Genomic DNA, 17,172 nt, shown 5'->3' on the forward strand with positions numbered 1-17,172 from the left:
GCAACGCCAGCACTGAGAGGAACACCGGAGCCAATGAGGATGAACGACTTGACCAAGAACCTCCTGCTATGGGTGGTCGTCGCCGTCGTGCTGATGGTGGTCTTCCAGAGCTTCTCGCCCAAGACCTCCGGGGCTGGGGCGCAGGGTGCGTCGTACTCGCAGTTCCTGGACCAGGTGGACAGCGGCAACGTGCAGAAGGTCGCCTTCGGCGGCGACATGCGCGGCGGCACCAGCCAGCTGACCTACACCACCCGGGGTGGGCAGTCGTCCACCATCACCGCACCGTTCGATCGTGATCTGATCAACGTGCTGCGCACCAAGAACGTGGAGATCGTGCAGGAGGAGCCGTCCAGCGGCATCTCCCTGGGCGCGATCCTGATGAATTTCCTGCCGGTCATCCTGATCATCGGCTTCTGGTTGTTCATCATGCGCCAGATGCAGGGCGGTGGCGGCGGTGCCAAGGGCGCGATGTCCTTCGGCAAGTCGCGCGCGAAGCTGCAGGGCGAAGACCAGATCAAGGTCACCTTTGCCGACGTCGCCGGTTGTGACGAGGCCAAGGAAGAAGTGGGCGAGCTGGTCGACTTCCTGCGCGATCCTTCCAAGTTCACCAAGCTGGGCGGTAAGATTCCGCGCGGCGTGCTGATGGTGGGCCCGCCGGGTACCGGCAAGACGCTGCTGGCCAAGGCCATTGCCGGCGAAGCCAAGGTGCCGTTCTTCTCGATCTCCGGTTCGGACTTCGTGGAAATGTTCGTCGGCGTCGGCGCCAGCCGCGTGCGCGACATGTTCGAGCAGGCCAAGAAGCACGCCCCCTGCATCATCTTCATCGACGAAATCGACGCCGTCGGTCGCCACCGTGGTGCCGGCCTGGGCGGCGGTCATGACGAGCGCGAGCAGACCCTGAACCAGCTGCTGGTCGAGATGGACGGTTTTGAAGGTGGCGAGGGCGTGATCGTGATCGCCGCGACCAACCGTCCGGACGTGCTGGATCCGGCGCTGCTGCGTCCGGGCCGTTTCGACCGCCAGGTCGTGGTCGGCCTGCCGGACGTGAAGGGCCGCGAGCACATCCTGAAGGTGCACATGCGCAAGCTGCCGCTGGCCGACGACGTCGAGCCGATGGTGATCGCGCGCGGTACCCCGGGCTTCTCCGGTGCGGATCTGGCCAACCTCTGCAACGAGGCGGCCCTGTTCGCCGCGCGTGGCAATGAGAAGGAAGTCCGTATGGACCACTTCGACCGTGCCCGCGACAAGATCCTGATGGGTGCCGAGCGCCGCTCGATGGCCATGAGCGAAGAAGAGAAGACCCTCACCGCCTACCACGAAGCGGGTCACGCCATCGTCGGCCGCCTGGTGCCCGAGCATGACCCGGTCTACAAGGTCACCATCATTCCGCGCGGCCGTGCGCTGGGCGTGACGATGTACCTGCCGGAAGGCGACAAGTACTCGATGAACCGCGTGGCGATCAAGTCGCAGCTGTGCTCGCTGTACGGCGGCCGCGTGGCCGAGGAGCTGATCTTCGGTGCCGACAAGGTCACCACCGGCGCCTCCAACGACATCGAGCGCGCCACCAAGATGGCCCGCAACATGGTCACCAAGTGGGGCCTGTCCGATCAGCTCGGCCCGATCGCCTATGGCGAAGAGGACGACGAGGTGTTCCTTGGCCGTTCGGTCACCCAGCACAAGAGCGTGTCCAACGACACCGCGCGTCGCATCGACGAGGAAGTGCGCAACATCCTCGACGAAGCCTACGCACGCACCACCGAGCTGATGACGGCCAACCTGGACAAGCTGCACGCGATGTCCCAGCTGCTGCTGCAGTACGAGACCATCGACGCGCCGCAGATCGACGCCATCATGGAAGGCCGCGATCCGCCGCCGCCGGCCGGCTGGAACAAGTCGAACAAGGATGGTGGCAACGACAAGGGCGGCGATGCCCGTCCGCTGCCGCCGATCGCAGGCCCGGCCGAGTCGCACTGACGGCCCGCTGCACGTGACACCAGACGAGGCCGGGGCGACCCGGCTTCGTCGTTTCTGGGCCGCTGGCCCATCCCGAAGTACCGAACTGACGCTGGAGCCCGCATGTCCGCCCCGAAGCCCGAACCGATTTCCCACACCGTCGAGATGATCATCGCCACCGTGGTCGGCGTGGGGGTAGGGCTGGGTGCTGACAACCTGCTGCTGGGCTGTGTGGTGGGTATCGCGGTCGGCATCGTGCTGAGCATCGCCAAGACCCTGTACGTGGATCGCAAGCGCCGCAGCCGTTGAGGGTGTCGGCAGGGCTGCGCCCTGCACCCGTGGTAGTGCCGGCCGCTGACCGGCAACCTCAACAGCAACAGCAGAAGCGGGCATTCCTTGGGATGGCGGGGCGGTGTGGGTTGGCAGGACACGCCGTAAACCCGTCCATGGGGGCTCGATGGCGCCATCCATGGCGCCAACGGTCCTGCCAACCCACACCGCCCCACCTCTGACAGATTCCGGGAGCTGTTGGTAGGTGTGGACCTTGGTCGACACATCTGTCAGATATCGATGTACAAGAATGGGGTCAGATCCGTTTTCCGGAGGAAAATGGATCTGACCCCAAGAGCTGCTCCCACAGATCGCAGAAATCTGTCGAAGGTGGGGTGGGTCCGGTTGCGGGGGCGTGAGCCGCATGGATGCGGCGACCGAGCTTACATGGACGTACTTGCAGCGGCCCCCCGCAACCGGACCCACCCCGCCATTCCTCAGCAAGCCAGCTGTTGCTCCGGCTCTTGCTGTCGCTCTGGCCTCTGCGGGTGCAGGGCGCCGCCCTGCCGAACTAAACTACCCGCCGTTGTCCCTGCAGGATTGCCCATGTTCGATACCTCGCCCCAGCTCGATTGCGCCGGCCGCATCCTGCGCCTCGACCGCGCCCGGGTCATGGGCATCGTCAATGTCACCCCGGACTCGTTCTCCGATGGCGGCGCGCACGACACCACCGAGTCGGCGGTCGCCCATGGCCTGAAGCTGGTCGAGGAGGGCGCGGACCTGCTCGATATTGGTGGCGAATCGACCCGCCCGGGCGCCGCGCCGGTATCGGTCGAGGAAGAGCTGCGCCGGGTGATTCCGGTAATCGAGCAGCTGGCTGCCCGTACCCGGGTTCCGATCAGCATCGACACCTTCAAGCCGGAGGTGATGCGTGCGGCCGTGGCCGCCGGCGCGGGCATGATCAATGACATCTACGGCCTGCGCCAGGAGGGGGCGCTGGACGCCGCCGCTGAAGCCGGCGTGCCGGTGGTGTTGATGCACATGCAGGGTGACCCCGGCCACATGCAGGCTGATCCGCACTACGACGACGTCGTTGCCGAGGTGCACGGTTTCCTGGTACAGCGCCTGTTCGCTGCAGAAATGGCCGGCATCGCGAAGAAGAACCTGCTGGTCGACCTCGGTTTCGGCTTCGGCAAGGCCACGGCCCACAACATGACTCTGCTGGCGCGCTCGGAACGCTTCCTGGAACTGGGCGTGCCGATGCTGGCCGGCCTGTCGCGCAAGCGCAGCCTGGGTGAGCTGACTGGCCGCGACCTGCCGTCCGAGCGGGTGGCGGCCTCGGTGGCCGCGCATCTGATCGCGGTGCAGCGCGGTGCACGCATCGTGCGCGTGCATGACGTGGCGGCCACCGTCGATGCGTTGAAGGTCTGGCAGGCGGTCGAGGCGGTGCCCACGCCGCGCGCCGACGCCGCGCCGACGATCCGTTGGCCGGACGAAGACTGATGGGTATCGACCGGCGCCCGCTGGCGATCGCCGTGATGGGGCCGACCGCCAGTGGCAAGACCGCCACCGCTATTGCCCTGGCGCAGCAGCTGGACGGCGAAATCGTCAGCGTCGATTCGGCGCTGGTGTACCGACACCTGGATATCGGCTCGGCCAAACCCGATGCGGCCGAGCGCGCGCAGGCACCGCACCATCTGCTGGACCTGCGCGATCCCTGGCAGACCTACTCGGCGGCCGAATTCGCCGCTGATGCCGGCCGGGTTGTGGCCGACATCGTGGCGCGTGGCAAAACACCGATCCTGGCCGGTGGCACCGGCCTGTACTTCCGCGCACTGCTGCAGGGCCTGTCGCCGATGCCGGAGGCCGATCCGGCGACGCGCGAAGCGCTCAGCGCCGAAGCCGCCGAACGCGGCTGGGCGGCACTGCATGCCGAACTGGCCAAGGTCGATCCGGCGGCCGCCGCACGCATCCATGCCACCGACCCGCAGCGGATCCAGCGGGCGCTGGAGGTCTATCGCCTGACCGGTACCCCCATCACGGAGTGGCAGCGCCGCCCGGGCGTGGCGCCGTTGCCGGTGCGCACGCTCAAGCTGGTCCTGGCCCCGCGTGACCGCGCCGTACTGCACCAGCGCATCGAGGCGCGCTTCGACGCCATGTTGGCGCAGGGCTTTCTGGACGAGGTGCGGGCACTGCGCGCGATGCCGGAAATGACCGTCGTGGAGTCGCCGTTGGACCTGCCGGCGGTGCGTGCGGTCGGCTATCGCCAGGCCTGGGAGTACCTGGACGGGGAGGGCGATGGCGCCCGTTTCCGTGACAAGGCGATCTTTGCCACCCGCCAGCTGGCCAAGCGCCAGCTGACCTGGCTGCGCGGCGAGCTTGATGCGCGCTGGTTCGACCCCCATATCGACCACGAGCGCCTGGCCGGCGCGGTGTCGACCTTCGTCGCACGCTGAACCCCCGCCAGCCGTGTAACATCATCGGTCGGCGGGCGGCTCGGGGGCCGTGGCAACCGTCGGCAACCCAATAAGAACAATAATCAGGAGTGTGCAATGTCCAAGGGGCAATCGCTGCAGGATCCTTTCTTGAACGCACTGCGGCGCGAACGCGTGCCGGTTTCGGTGTACCTGGTGAACGGCATCAAGCTGCAGGGCACGATCGAGTCGTTCGACCAGTTCGTGGTCCTGCTGCGCAACACGGTCAGTCAGATGGTCTACAAGCACGCCATTTCCACGGTGGTTCCGGCACGCAATGTGAAGGTCGGCCCGGGCGGTGGTTATGTGCAGTCGGGTGAAGGTGGTCAGGCAGGTGATGAAGCAGACGAGTAATACCGGAGCGGTGAATGTTTGACCGCTCGAAAAAGGGCGAACACGCCCTTCTGATCCAGCCCCATTTCGGCAAGCTGGAAGACGATGTGCTTGAAGAGTTCGGTGATCTGGCCCGCTCGGCTGGGGCCAGCATCGCCGCAACGATCACCGCGCGCCTGGATCGTCCGAATCCGTCGACCCTGATCGGCAGCGGCAAGCTGGACGAGATCAAGGCCGCGGCCGATGCCAGCGGTGCCGACCTGATCCTGGTCAACCATGCGTTGAGCCCGGGCCAGGAGCGCAACCTGGAACGTTTCCTCGAGCGCCGGGTGATCGATCGTACCGGCCTGATCCTGGACATCTTCGCCCAGCGTGCGCACAGCCACGAAGGCAAGCTGCAGGTCGAGCTGGCGCAGCTGCGTCACCTGGCCACGCGGCTGGTGCGCGGCTGGACCCACCTGGAGCGCCAGCGCGGCGGTTCGATCGGCCTGCGCGGCCCGGGTGAAACCCAGCTGGAAACCGACCGCCGCCTGCTGCAGAAGCGGGTCGAGCAGCTGCAGAAGCGCCTGGAAAAGGTGGAGGTGCAGCGCACCCAGATGCGCCGTGCGCGTGTGCGCAGCGAGCTGCCGCGTGTCGCCCTGGTGGGCTACACCAACGCTGGCAAATCGACCCTGTTCAACGCCATGACCGGCGCTGAGGCCTACGCCGCCGACCAGCTGTTCGCCACGCTGGATCCGACCGTGCGCCGTATCGCGGTGCCGGGCGGCAACGTGGTGCTGGCCGACACCGTCGGCTTCGTCCGCGATCTGCCGCATGATCTGGTCGCCGCGTTCCGCTCGACCCTGTCCGAGGCGCGCGAGGCCGATTTCCTGCTGCACGTGGTCGACGCTGCCGATCCGCACCGCGAGGAGCGCATAGCGCAGGTGGATGAGGTGCTGACCGCAGTCGGTGCCGGTGACCTGCCGCAGCTGCTGGTGTTCAACAAGATCGACCGCATCGACGGCGCCGACGTCCGCCACGATGGCCAGGACGGTGTGCCCGACGAGTCGCGTCGTGAACGCGTCTGGATCTCCGCGCGTGACGGGCAGGGCCTTGAGCTGCTGCAGGCGGTGCTGGGCAAGCGCCTGGGCCTGCAGCACGTGACCGGTGAACTGCGCCTGCCGCCGGATGCCGGCCGCCTGCGTGCGCGCCTGCACCAGCTGGAAGTGATCCGCAGCGAACAGGCCGATGAAGAGGGCTGGCTGCTGCAGGTGGATCTGCCGATCGCCGAAGCCGAGAAGCTGGCCGCCAGTGCCGATGGCGCGCCGATCCGGGCGCTGCTGCCGGAGAAGCTGCCGGAGTGGTGAGGTAGCGGCCCATGCCCGGTAGTGCCGGCCGCTGGCCGGCAGCACAACCGTGCCGGAGGGGCGCGACATCCAGCTGTCATCTGCGGTACAACGTGCAGGTTCTTCACCCCACCGTCATGCCGATGTCCATCCCCACCGACGCCGACCTCAACGCCCAGTCCGCCGCGCTCGGGCAGCGCCTGCAACAGGCCTCGCTACAGCTGGTCACCGCCGAAAGCTGCAGTGGCGGCTGGATCGCCAAGTGCATGACCGACATCGCCGGTTCCTCGGCGTTCTTCGACTGCGGCATGGTGGTCTACAGCTACGAAGCCAAGCAGCGCCTGCTCGGTGTGCGCGCGCAGACCCTGGAGCAGTTCGGTGCGGTCAGCCGCGAAACCGTGCTGGAGATGGTGTCCGGCGCACTGGTCAATTCCGGTGCCGGCATCGCCGTTGCGGTGACGGGCATCGCCGGTCCCGGCGGTGGCAGCCCGGACAAGCCGGTCGGCAGCGTCTGGATCGGCTGGAAGCGCCGGGGCGGCTACGCGCGCGCCGAGCTGTTCCAGTTCGACGGCGACCGCGAAGCCATCCGCCGGCAAACCGTGGCGGCGGCATTGCGCGGTATCGACGCCCAGCTGTGACATGCTGCTCCGGTAATCGTCCGGAGCACGCATGATGTGGGAAACGCTGGGCACGGTCCGTGACCTGGGCCGACTGCAGGAAATCGCCGTCGTCCTGATCCGCTATGGCTTCGGCGACGTGGTGCGGCGCATTGGGCTGGCCAGTACGCTGGAGCGGGCAGGGCGCCTCCTGCATTGGAACGAGGAGCGGCAGGAACTGCTGCGGATGACCGCGCCGGTGCGCGTGCGCAGCGCGATGCAGGATCTCGGCCCGACCTTCGTCAAGCTTGGGCAGGTGCTTGCGACGCGCGTCGATCTGCTGCCGCCGGAGTGGATCGCCGAGCTCTCTGAACTGCAGAACGCGGTGCCGGCGCTGCCGTATGCGGATATCCGCGAGCAGCTCGAAGCCGACCTTGGCGCATCGCCTGCAGAGGTGTTCGCCTTCCTCGATGAAACCCCGATGGCTGCCGCCTCGCTGGCGCAGGCCCATCGCGCGCGCCTGCATGATGGTCGCGAGGTGGTGCTGAAGGTGCGACGCCCCGGCATCCGCGATGTGGTCGAGGCCGACCTGCGGCTGCTGGCCCGCCTGGCCGAGATCGTCGAGGCGCGCCTGCCGGACCTGCGTCGTTACCGCCCGGCCGAAGTCGTGCAGCAGTTCACCGTATCGCTGCGCCGCGAGCTGGATTTTGCCGCCGAATGCCGCAATGCCGAGCGCATCGCACGCAACTTCAAGGGCCGCGACGACATCCTGATTCCCGACGTGCACTGGCAGTGGACCTGCGAAAGCCTGAATGTGCAGGACTTCGTTGACGGCATTCCCGGGCGCGACCTGGCCGGCGTCGACGCGGCGGGCCTGGACCGGCGCGAGCTGGCGCGGCGCGGTGCGGACATCGTGCTGAAGATGGTGCTGGAGGACGGCAGCTTCCACGCCGACCCGCACCCCGGCAACATCATCTACCTGCGAGACGGCCGCATCGGTGTGATCGATTTCGGCATGGTCGGTGCCTTGTCGGAAGTGCGGCGCTTCCAGGTCGCGCAGCTGCTGCACGGGTTGGTCGAGCAGGACCCGCAGGGCGTGGCCGACGTGCTGCTGGACTGGGCCGGTGGCGTGGAAGTGGACGAGAACCGGCTGCAGCACGACATCAGCCAGTTCGTCGACCAGTACCGCGGCGTGCCGTTGAAGGACCTGCGGATCGGCCTGATGCTGGGCGACATCACCCAGCTGCTGCGCAGCTACAGCCTGACCCTGCCGGCCGACCTGGCGTTGATGATCAAGGCGTTCCTGACCCTGGAGGGCATGGGCCGCCAGTTGGACCCGGATTTCGACATGGCCAGTGCTGCGCGCCCCTTCCTGGAGCGGGTGGTGCTGCAGCGCTACGCGCCCAGGGCGCTGCTCAAGCGCGGCCGGCGCAGCCTGCTGGGCCTGGTCGACTTTGCCGGCGAACTGCCACGCGACCTGCGCAAGCTGGTCCAGGCAGCCCGCCGTGGGCGCCTGCAGCTGAAGGTGGAAACCAGCGCGCTGCAGGGCTTCGGCGAGCAGGTCAACCGTGCCGCGAACCGGCTGGTGATGGGCATCGTCACCGCCGCATTGATCATCGGCTCGTCGATCGTGATGCACAGCGTTGGTGGCGTCTCCAGCCGCTGGCTGCTGGCGCTGGGCGTGTGCGGCTTCATCGGCGCCGGCTTCTGCGGCGTATGGATCCTGGTTTCGATATGGAGAAGCGGCAAGCACACCTAGTGTGCTTGCCGCAGCGGTTCCCAGCGGGAACCGCGGAATCGCTGCGCGATTCCTGTAGAGCCGACCGCTGGTCGGCTGCTTCTGCTCTCCCCTTTGTCTCTGCCAGCCGGGCCAAGCCGGCGACGATTGCCGATGCCCTTGTCGCCCCCGGCACTTGCAGTCCAGTGCGTTAGTAGTAATACTACTAATCATGGACCTGACCGACACCCAGCAGGCGATCCTGCAGTTGATCGCCGAGCGTATCGAGAGCGAAGGCGCGCCGCCGTCGCAGACTGAAATCGCGCGTGCGTTCGGCTTCAAGGGCGTGCGCGCAGCCCAGTACCACCTAGAAGCCCTGGAGCAGGCCGGTGCGATCCGTCGCATCCCGGGCCAGGCCCGCGGCATCCGCCTGGTGCAGGCACCGCCGGTCGAAAAACTGGCCGAGCCGGGCCTGCCCGACAGCGTCCTGCGCCTGCCGGTGCTGGGCCGGGTCGCGGCCGGCCTGCCGATCGGCGCCGACATCGGCTCGGACGACTTCGTGGTGCTGGACCGGGTGTTCTTCTCGCCGGCGCCGGACTACCTGCTGAAGGTGCAGGGCGATTCGATGATCGACGAGGGCATCTTCGACGGTGACCTGATCGGTGTGCACCGCACCCGCGATGCCCATTCCGGGCAGATCGTGGTGGCCCGCATCGATGACGAGATCACCGTCAAGCTGCTGAAGATCGCCAAGGATCGTATCCGCCTGCTGCCGCGCAACCCCGACTACAAGCCGATCGAGGTGCTGCCGGATCAGGACTTCGCGATCGAAGGCCTCTATTGCGGCCTGCTGCGGCCCAACCGTTGACCTGTTCCATAGCGCATTACCCCGCGGTCTTTTGTGGCGATTCTCTGGTTCCACTGAGGTTGGTACGGATGTCCGATAATTCTTTTCAGAGCGCCGGGCAGAATCTCAGCCTGTGCGATACGTCCGACTTAAAGTGAACCCATGGCAAAGAAGACCCCCAAAGACAGCACCCCCAACGACACGACCTCTGCAAGGACCAATCCGATGGACGAGAACAAGAAGCGCGCCCTCGCTGCAGCTCTGGGCCAGATCGAAAAGCAGTTCGGCAAGGGCTCGGTGATGCGCATGGGCGACCGCGTGGTCGAACCCGTCGAAGCCATCCCGACCGGTTCGCTGATGCTCGACATCGCGCTGGGTATTGGCGGTCTGCCGAAGGGCCGTGTCGTTGAAATCTACGGGCCGGAGTCCTCGGGCAAGACCACGCTGACCCTGCAGGCCATCGCTGAATGCCAGAAGATGGGCGGCACCGCGGCCTTCATCGACGCCGAGCACGCGCTGGACCCGATCTACGCCGCCAAGCTGGGCGTGAACGTGGACGACCTGCTGCTGTCGCAGCCGGATACCGGTGAGCAGGCGCTGGAAATCGCCGACATGCTGGTCCGTTCCGGTTCGGTCGACATCCTGGTGATCGACTCGGTCGCCGCGCTGACCCCGAAGGCCGAAATCGAAGGCGAGATGGGTGACCAGCTGCCGGGCCTGCAGGCCCGACTGATGAGCCAGGCGCTGCGCAAGCTGACCGGCAACATCAAGCGCTCCAACACCCTGGTGGTCTTCATCAACCAGCTGCGCATGAAGATCGGTGTGATGATGCCGGGCCAGAGCCCGGAAACCACCACCGGCGGCAACGCGCTGAAGTTCTACGCCTCGGTACGCCTGGACATCCGCCGCATCGGCGCGATCAAGAAGGGCGACGAGATCATCGGCAACCAGACCAAGATCAAGGTCGTCAAGAACAAGCTGGCGCCTCCGTTCAAGCAGGTCATCACCGAGATCCTGTACGGCGAGGGCATCAGCCGCGAAGGCGAACTGATCGATATGGGCGTGGACGCCAAGCTGGTCGAGAAGGCCGGTGCCTGGTACAGCTACGGCGAAGAACGCATCGGCCAGGGCAAGGACAATGCCCGCGGCTATCTGCGCGACAACCCGACGGTCGCCGCCAAGCTCGAAGCCGAGCTGCGCGAGAAGTTCCAGCCGACCGAAGCCAGCCGTGAGGAAGGCGACGACGAAGGCGACGACGAATAAGGCTTGCTGTGGGGCAGGGCGGCGCCGTCAGTGACGTCGCCCTGTCCCGCAGGTTCGAATCGCCCAGGGATGGGCAGGGCGCCAGGGATGGCGCCACCCTTGGAGCACCGATGTCCGACGCTGACGACATTCCCACCGGCCGCAAACGTCGGCCGCGCGAGCAGACGCCCGTGCAACGGGCACTGGGCCTGCTGGTCCGCCGTGAGCACTCGCGCAAGGAACTCACCCGCAAGTTGACGGCCCGTGGCATCGAAGACGAAGCCGCGCAGGCGGCCGTCGCCAAGCTGACCGAGGCCGGCTGGCAGGACGACACCCGATTTGCCGAGAACCTGGTGCGGGTGCGCGCCAACACCGGCTATGGTCCGATCCATGTCCGTGCCGAACTGGGTACCCATGGCCTGGACAGTGCCGCAATTGCGGCGGCGATGGACAGCTACGAAGGCGACTGGCAGGAAAATGCCCGTGATCTGGTCCGCCGACGCTTCGGCGAGGCCGGTCCGCAGGACCTGACGCAGCGGCGCAAGGCCGCCGATCTGCTGGCCCGGAGGGGCTTCGACGGCGACAGCATCCGCCGTGCAACCCGCTACGACCCGGATGACTGAGACTGGCGGCGCCGGGCCTGATACCCTTTAGGTTTTCGGCGGTCCCTCGTGACCCTGGCCAACGCGGCCGGTGGTCCGGGTCCGCCGGCCCGCCGACTGCCAGCCCCCAATGAACGCATCCGCCAAATTCACGACTTCCCAGATCCGCAGCGACTTCCTTGAATTCTTCAAGGGCAAAGGCCACACCATCGTGCCGTCGGCGCCGCTGGTGCCGGGCAATGATCCGACCCTGCTGTTCACCAACTCCGGCATGGTGCAGTTCAAGGACGTGTTCCTTGGCGCGGAGAAGCGCAGCTACGTGCGCGCGGCCGACGTGCAGCGCTGCCTGCGCGCGGGCGGCAAGCACAACGACCTCGACCAGGTCGGCTACACCGCCCGTCACCACACCTTCTTCGAAATGCTGGGCAACTGGTCGTTCGGCGACTACTTCAAGAAGGACGCGATCGCCTGGGCCTGGGAGCTGCTGACCCAGGTCTGGAAGCTGCCGGCAGAGCGCCTGCTGGTCACCGTCTACCAGACCGACGACGAGGCCTACGCGCTGTGGCGCGACATGGTGGGCGTGCCGGAAGAGCGCATCGTGCGCATCGGCGACAACAAGGGCGCACCGTTCGCTTCGGACAACTTCTGGCAGATGGCCGACACCGGTCCGTGCGGCCCGTGCACCGAGATCTTCTACGACCACGGCGACCATATTGCTGGCGGCCCCCCGGGCTCCCCGGATGAGGACGGCGACCGCTTCATCGAAATCTGGAACCTGGTGTTCATGCAGTTTGACCGCCAGCCGGATGGCACCCTGGTGCCGCTGCCGGCGCCTTGCGTGGATACCGGCATGGGCCTGGAGCGCCTGGCCGCGATCCTGCAGCACGTGCACACCAACTACGAGATCGACCTGTTCCAGGCCCTGATCCGCAAGGCATCCGAGCTGACCGGCACCGCCGACCTGGAAAACAAGTCGCTGCGCGTGATCGCCGATCACATCCGCGCCTGTTCGTTCCTGATCGTCGACGGCGTGCTGCCGTCCAACGAAGGCCGCGGCTACGTGCTGCGCCGTATCATCCGCCGCGCCCTGCGCCATGGCTGGATGCTGGGTGTGCGCCAGCCGTTCTTCAGCAAGCTGGTGCCGACCCTGGTCGAGCAGATGGGCGAGGCTTACCCGGAGCTGCCGGCGGCGGTGGATACCGTCACCCGTGCGCTGCAGGCCGAGGAAGAGCGTTTCGCTGAAACCCTCGATGCCGGCATGAAGATCTTCGAGGACGTGGCCGGCAAGGCCAGCAATGGCGTGATCCCGGGCGTTGACGCCTTCCGCCTGTACGACACCTATGGCTTCCCGCTCGACCTGACCCAGGACATCGCCCGCGAGCGCGACCTGACGGTCGACATCGCCGGCTTCGACGCCGCGATGGAACAGCAGCGCGAGACCGCACGTGCGGCCGGCAAGTTCGGCGGCGGCGTGACCCTGCCGGCCGAGCTGGTGGCCACCCTCAGCCCGACCGTGTTCCTGGGCTATGACCGCCTGCAGGCCGACGGCCTGAGCGTGCTGGCCCTGCTCAAGGACGGTCGTCCGGTGCAGTCGGCCGATGCGGGTGATTCGGTCATCGTCATCACCAACCAGACGCCGTTCTACGCCGAATCCGGCGGCCAGGTCGGCGACACCGGCGTACTGACCGGCAACGGCGTGCGCCTGGCGGTGGAGGACACCCAGAAGTTCGCCGGCCAGTTCCATGGCCACGTCGGCACCCTGTCCGAAGGCGGCCTGAAGGTCGGCGATGTGCTGTCCGGCCAGGTCGATGGCGAGCGCCGTGGCGCCACCATCCTCAACCACTCGGCCACCCACCTGCTGCACGCCGCCCTGCGCGAAGTGCTGGGCACCCACGTGCAGCAGAAGGGCTCGCTGGTCGCGCCGGACCGCCTGCGTTTCGACTTCTCGCACTTCCAGCCGATCAGCGCGGAAGAGCTGGCGGTGATCGAGCGCAAGGTCAACCAGCAGGTGCGTGCCAACAACGCCGCCGAAGTGCACACCATGGCCATGCAGGAAGCGCTGGACTTCGGCGCGATGGCCCTGTTCGGCGAGAAGTACGGTGAGCACGTGCGCGTGCTGAAGATGGGTGACTACTCCACCGAGCTGTGCGGTGGCACCCACGTCAACCGTACCGGCGACATCGGCCTGTTCAAGATCACCTCCGAGGGCGGTGTTTCCGCCGGCGTGCGCCGCATCGAGGCGGTCACCGGCCAGGGCGCCCTGGATTACGTGGACGCCGAAGAGGCCCGCCTGGCCGAGGCCGCCGACCTGCTCGGCGGCAGCGCTGCCGACGTGGTCGAGAAGATCCGTGCGCTCGGCCAGCGCCAGAAGCAGCTGGAACGCGAACTGGACGCCGTGAAGGCCAAGGTCGCCGCCGGCGCCACGGCCGACCTGTCCGGCCAGGCCGTCGAGGTTGCCGGTGTGAAGGTGCTGGCCGCCCGCCTGGAGGGCTTCGATGCCAAGGCCCTGCGTGATGCCATGGACCGCCTGAAGCAGCAGCTCGGCGACGCGGTGATCGTGCTGGCCGGCGCCCAGGACGGCAAGGCGGCCCTGGTCGCGGGTGTGAACGGCAGCGCAATGGGCAAGGTCAAGGCCGGGGAACTGTTGTCCCATATCGCCGGTCAGATCGGGGGCAAGGGCGGCGGACGCCCGGACCTCGCCCAGGGTGGTGGCGAGGACGGGCCCGCCCTTGCCACTGCGCTGGCTGCAGTCGTCGAATGGGTCAGCCCCCGCCTGTGATGAACCCTGCCGTCCCCCTCCTTGTAGGAGCGGGACGGCTGACGGTACCATTGCGAATCTTTTCCCTTTGTCGTGGTAGCGCTTCTTGACGGAGCGTCAAGCCGGTGGGGGATACCCTTCCACACGGTTCCATGGAGACTTACAAAAATGTTGATCCTGACTCGCCGCGTCGGCGAAACCCTGATGATCGGTGACTCGGTGAGCGTCACCGTGCTTGGCGTCAAGGGTAACCAGGTGCGTATCGGCATCACTGCGCCGAAGGACGTCGCTGTGCATCGCGAAGAGATCTACCAGCGCATCCAGCGTGGTGATGAAGCCGGTGGCACCGGTAGCGAAAATTCTGCCGAATAACGCTTTACCTTCGCACTCGATTAACGTTATGATTCACGCCCCGCTGAGGTGCAACGCACCAGACGCGGAGAAAACCCCGGAGTGATGCCCGAGTGGCCGAAGGGGCTCCCCTGCTAAGGGAGTATAGGGTCAAAAGCTCTATCGAGGGTTCGAATCCCTCTCACTCCGCCAGATACAAAGAAGCGCCTGCAGATCCTCGATCTGCAGGCGTTTTTCTTTGCTCCAGCACTCATCTCTGAATCACCATCCACCGATCATCGATCAGTGGATGGCGGCGGATCCATTGTCCGCTCAGAGCTTCACCGTCACCCCCACCTGGAAGCCCCGCCCCGGCAGTGGTGCGATGTACTTCAGTGGCGAGTTGTGCGGCCGTGCTTCTTCATTGAGCAGGTTGCTGCCGTTGACGAAAATTTCCATGCCGGCGATGTAGCTGTTGCGCACTGGAAGTTCGCGGCTGACCTGCAGGTCGACCAGGTTGAATGCATCCAGCGGCACTTCCTCACTGACGTTGCGGCCGAGGTACTTCTGCGTGTCGTAGTAGGTGCTGGACAGCTGTGCCTTCCAGCTTTCGTGCTGCCACTGCAGGTTGGCGCCGTAGCGGTTGGTCGGCATGTTCGGCAGGTACTCGCCGTCATTGTGGGCACGCAGCGAATCGGGGCGGTCGGCCTTGTTCTTGACCAGGTCGGCGAAGGCGGACACATTCAACGTGCCGAAGCGGCCCAGGTCCAATGCCTGCGAGGCATCGATCTCGAAGCCCTTCACCGTGGTGTCGGTCTGCTTCCAGTACTTCAGTGGCAGGCGGTTGGCGGTCTGCAGGCCGGAGTAGCCGAGGTAGAGGTAGTTCTCATACCGCATCCGGTACGCGGTGGCGGACAGCTCGAAACCACCGAGGTGGAACAGTCCGGTCAGTTCCAGGTTCTTCGCGCGCTCCGGTTCCAGGTTCTGGTTGCCTTCTTCCTGTGTCATCACCGAATAGTGCGCGTTGCTGGCATACAGCTCGTTGATCTCCGGGGCGCGCTGTGAGGATGAGTAACGGACCTTGGCCGCGAACAAGGGGCCGAGCTCGACGTACGAGCCGAGGCTGTAGCTGTTGAGCCGGTAATCGCGGTCCTGCAGTCTGGTGTTGGCGGCATTGCGCGCGGTCTTGAAGCGGCTGGGCTGCAGTGCGTGGTCGACGCGCTCGTGGCGCACGCCGGCATCGAAGGTGGCCCAGCCGAAGTCCAGCGTCTCCTTCAGGAACACCGCATTGCTGCGCGTGTCCACGTCCGGCAGGTAGCGCTGCGAGCCGCTGCCGGTGACATCACGCGACTGATGACTGAAACCGAGCAGGCCGCTGAGCGGGCCGACGCGTTGATGGCTGAGCAGCAACTCGGCCTGGGTGCTCTCGAAATCGTAGTCGTTGGCCTTGGTGGCGCCCAGCCGCTCGCCCGAGGTGTTGTCCAGCCTGGAAACGCGGAGTTCCGCGCGCTCGAACCACGGCAGCGGATCGCGCAGCAGGGCTTCCAGCGCGTAGCGCTGTTGCTTGATCACCACGCCCACCGGCAGGCCATCGGCATAGTTGGAACCGAACGAAAGGTTCTGCATCGAGAAGCCCGGTACGCCGTACTCGCTGTCCTTGGCATCGATGCTGACACCGACGTAGCCGCGGTCGAAGAACAGGGTCGAGCCGAAGGCCACCTGCGAGTTGCGCGCATAGCTGTTGCCCAGCCGGTGATGGTAGTCGGGCGTCACATCGTTGTTGATCTGCTTCTGCACGTACGACGGCGTGCCGGGCACGTAGGCCGGGTTGACCGGATTGATGTAGGTGCGGCGCTGCCAGACCGAGGTCGGAGCGTTGGTGTAGAACGAGAAATCGCCGTCGGCCCAGTCCGGGTTCTCGGTCATGAACTGGTCGATGTACGGCTGCGAGGCCTTGTTGTAGATCTGCTGGACGCGCGCTTCCTTCTGGCAGCTGTCGGCCAGCGCGGAATTGACGCCGCCGCCGACCGGGAACAGCCCGGTGTTGCAGACACTGGCCTTGCTGTTGCCGGGAATGTCGTAGTGCGAGATGCGCTGGCGCGAGACCTGCAGGTTGGTGGAGAGATTGCGCTGGTTGTTGAAGTTCATGCGGAAGCCCTGCGCGTCGGCGGCGTTGAAGCCTTTGCGCAGGACCAGTTCCATCGACTGGTCCTTGTTTTCCATGCTTCGCGAGATCAGGCCCGAGTCGATCTCCACGCTGCCACCGATCGCGTTGCCCCCATAGCGCACCGTGTCGGAGGATTTGTTGACGGTGACGCTGCGCACGAACAGTGGATCGAACGGAATGTTGATGTCGCCGCTGATCGCGTTCATGCCCAGAATCGACTGGCCGTCCTGCAGGATCTGCACGCGGTTGCCGCTGAGGCTGCGGATGACCGGGGCGCCCGCGTTCGGCCCGAAGGCCGTGCTCTGCACACCGGAGACGTGTTCGAGCAGGCCGCCGAGGGTGCGGTTCTGTGCCTGTGGGTTGTCGACGGTGACCCGGCTGTCGATGCGCGAGGGCTGGGAGGCCTGGACCTGGAGGGTGGGGAGGGTGGGTTCGTCCGCGGCCTGGGCGGTGTGGACGGCGAACAGAATGGCTGCAGCAAGGAGATGGCGGCGCATGACACAATCCGTGAAGTTGGAGTAAAATGTTATAACGTAACTATTTGTATCAACAAGGGCG

14 protein-coding genes and 1 tRNA gene are annotated in these 17,172 nt (G+C 66.1%); 14 read left to right on the forward strand and 1 reads right to left on the reverse strand.

The window, feature by feature from the left end; translation table 11 throughout:
- Positions 1 to 39 precede the first annotated feature (39 nt).
- The 14 genes from ftsH to DFO63_RS19840 all read left to right on the forward strand — a co-directional run bounded on the left by ftsH (position 40) and on the right by DFO63_RS19840 (position 14,660).
- Entirely contained in the window at positions 40 to 1,974 is a 1,935-nt protein-coding gene (gene ftsH, locus DFO63_RS19775) for an ATP-dependent zinc metalloprotease FtsH (protein ID WP_014036751.1), read from the forward strand.
- Positions 1,975 to 2,076: 102 nt separating this feature from the next.
- The gene (locus DFO63_RS19780; RefSeq protein WP_119007648.1) at positions 2,077 to 2,262 is read left to right on the forward strand and encodes a hypothetical protein; all 186 of its coding nucleotides are present in this window, start codon (positions 2,077 to 2,079) and stop codon (positions 2,260 to 2,262) included.
- Between the two features lie 567 nt (positions 2,263 to 2,829).
- Entirely contained in the window at positions 2,830 to 3,726 is an 897-nt protein-coding gene (gene folP, locus DFO63_RS19785; RefSeq protein WP_119007649.1) for a dihydropteroate synthase, read from the forward strand.
- Positions 3,726 to 4,679 (forward strand): tRNA (adenosine(37)-N6)-dimethylallyltransferase MiaA, encoded by a 954-nt coding sequence (miaA, locus tag DFO63_RS19790; protein ID WP_119007650.1) that lies wholly within the window; start codon positions 3,726 to 3,728, stop codon positions 4,677 to 4,679. The genes folP and miaA overlap by 1 nt, the downstream gene beginning before the upstream one ends.
- A 96-nt stretch (positions 4,680 to 4,775) precedes the next feature.
- Positions 4,776 to 5,051, forward strand: coding sequence for an RNA chaperone Hfq (gene hfq, locus DFO63_RS19795; protein WP_004152891.1), 276 nt, complete (start codon positions 4,776 to 4,778; stop codon positions 5,049 to 5,051).
- A gap of 14 nt (positions 5,052 to 5,065) precedes the next feature.
- A complete protein-coding gene (hflX, locus tag DFO63_RS19800) occupies positions 5,066 to 6,376 on the forward strand; it encodes a ribosome rescue GTPase HflX (RefSeq protein ID WP_049445660.1) in 1,311 nt (436 codons plus the stop codon).
- A 122-nt stretch (positions 6,377 to 6,498) separates the two neighbouring features.
- Positions 6,499 to 6,993, forward strand: coding sequence for a nicotinamide-nucleotide amidohydrolase family protein (locus tag DFO63_RS19805; RefSeq protein WP_005409020.1), 495 nt, complete (start codon positions 6,499 to 6,501; stop codon positions 6,991 to 6,993).
- A gap of 34 nt (positions 6,994 to 7,027) precedes the next feature.
- On the forward strand, positions 7,028 to 8,710 hold the full coding sequence (gene ubiB / locus DFO63_RS19810) for a 2-polyprenylphenol 6-hydroxylase (protein ID WP_119007742.1): 1,683 nt from the start codon (positions 7,028 to 7,030) through the stop codon (positions 8,708 to 8,710).
- Positions 8,711 to 8,900: 190 nt separating this feature from the next.
- The gene (gene lexA / locus DFO63_RS19815; RefSeq protein WP_005412936.1) at positions 8,901 to 9,536 is read left to right on the forward strand and encodes a transcriptional repressor LexA; all 636 of its coding nucleotides are present in this window, start codon (positions 8,901 to 8,903) and stop codon (positions 9,534 to 9,536) included.
- Positions 9,537 to 9,740: 204 nt separating this feature from the next.
- A complete protein-coding gene (gene recA, locus DFO63_RS19820) occupies positions 9,741 to 10,778 on the forward strand; it encodes a recombinase RecA (RefSeq protein ID WP_010484252.1) in 1,038 nt (345 codons plus the stop codon).
- A 110-nt stretch (positions 10,779 to 10,888) separates the two neighbouring features.
- Positions 10,889 to 11,380 (forward strand): recombination regulator RecX, encoded by a 492-nt coding sequence (gene recX / locus DFO63_RS19825; protein ID WP_119007651.1) that lies wholly within the window; start codon positions 10,889 to 10,891, stop codon positions 11,378 to 11,380.
- A gap of 109 nt (positions 11,381 to 11,489) precedes the next feature.
- The gene (gene alaS / locus DFO63_RS19830) at positions 11,490 to 14,138 is read left to right on the forward strand and encodes an alanine--tRNA ligase (RefSeq protein ID WP_119007652.1); all 2,649 of its coding nucleotides are present in this window, start codon (positions 11,490 to 11,492) and stop codon (positions 14,136 to 14,138) included.
- A gap of 147 nt (positions 14,139 to 14,285) precedes the next feature.
- On the forward strand, positions 14,286 to 14,489 hold the full coding sequence (gene csrA, locus DFO63_RS19835) for a carbon storage regulator CsrA (RefSeq protein ID WP_004152909.1): 204 nt from the start codon (positions 14,286 to 14,288) through the stop codon (positions 14,487 to 14,489).
- Between the two features lie 78 nt (positions 14,490 to 14,567).
- Positions 14,568 to 14,660 (forward strand) — tRNA-Ser (locus DFO63_RS19840).
- A 120-nt stretch (positions 14,661 to 14,780) separates the two neighbouring features.
- Here DFO63_RS19840 and DFO63_RS19845 read toward each other — a convergent pair.
- Positions 14,781 to 17,111, reverse strand: a complete 2,331-nt coding sequence (locus DFO63_RS19845; RefSeq protein ID WP_119007653.1) for a TonB-dependent receptor — start codon at positions 17,109 to 17,111, stop codon at positions 14,781 to 14,783.
- Positions 17,112 to 17,172 lie beyond the last annotated feature (61 nt).

It is taken from the genome of Stenotrophomonas sp. AG209 (assembly GCF_003550055.1).
Lineage (GTDB): Bacteria > Pseudomonadota > Gammaproteobacteria > Xanthomonadales > Xanthomonadaceae > Stenotrophomonas.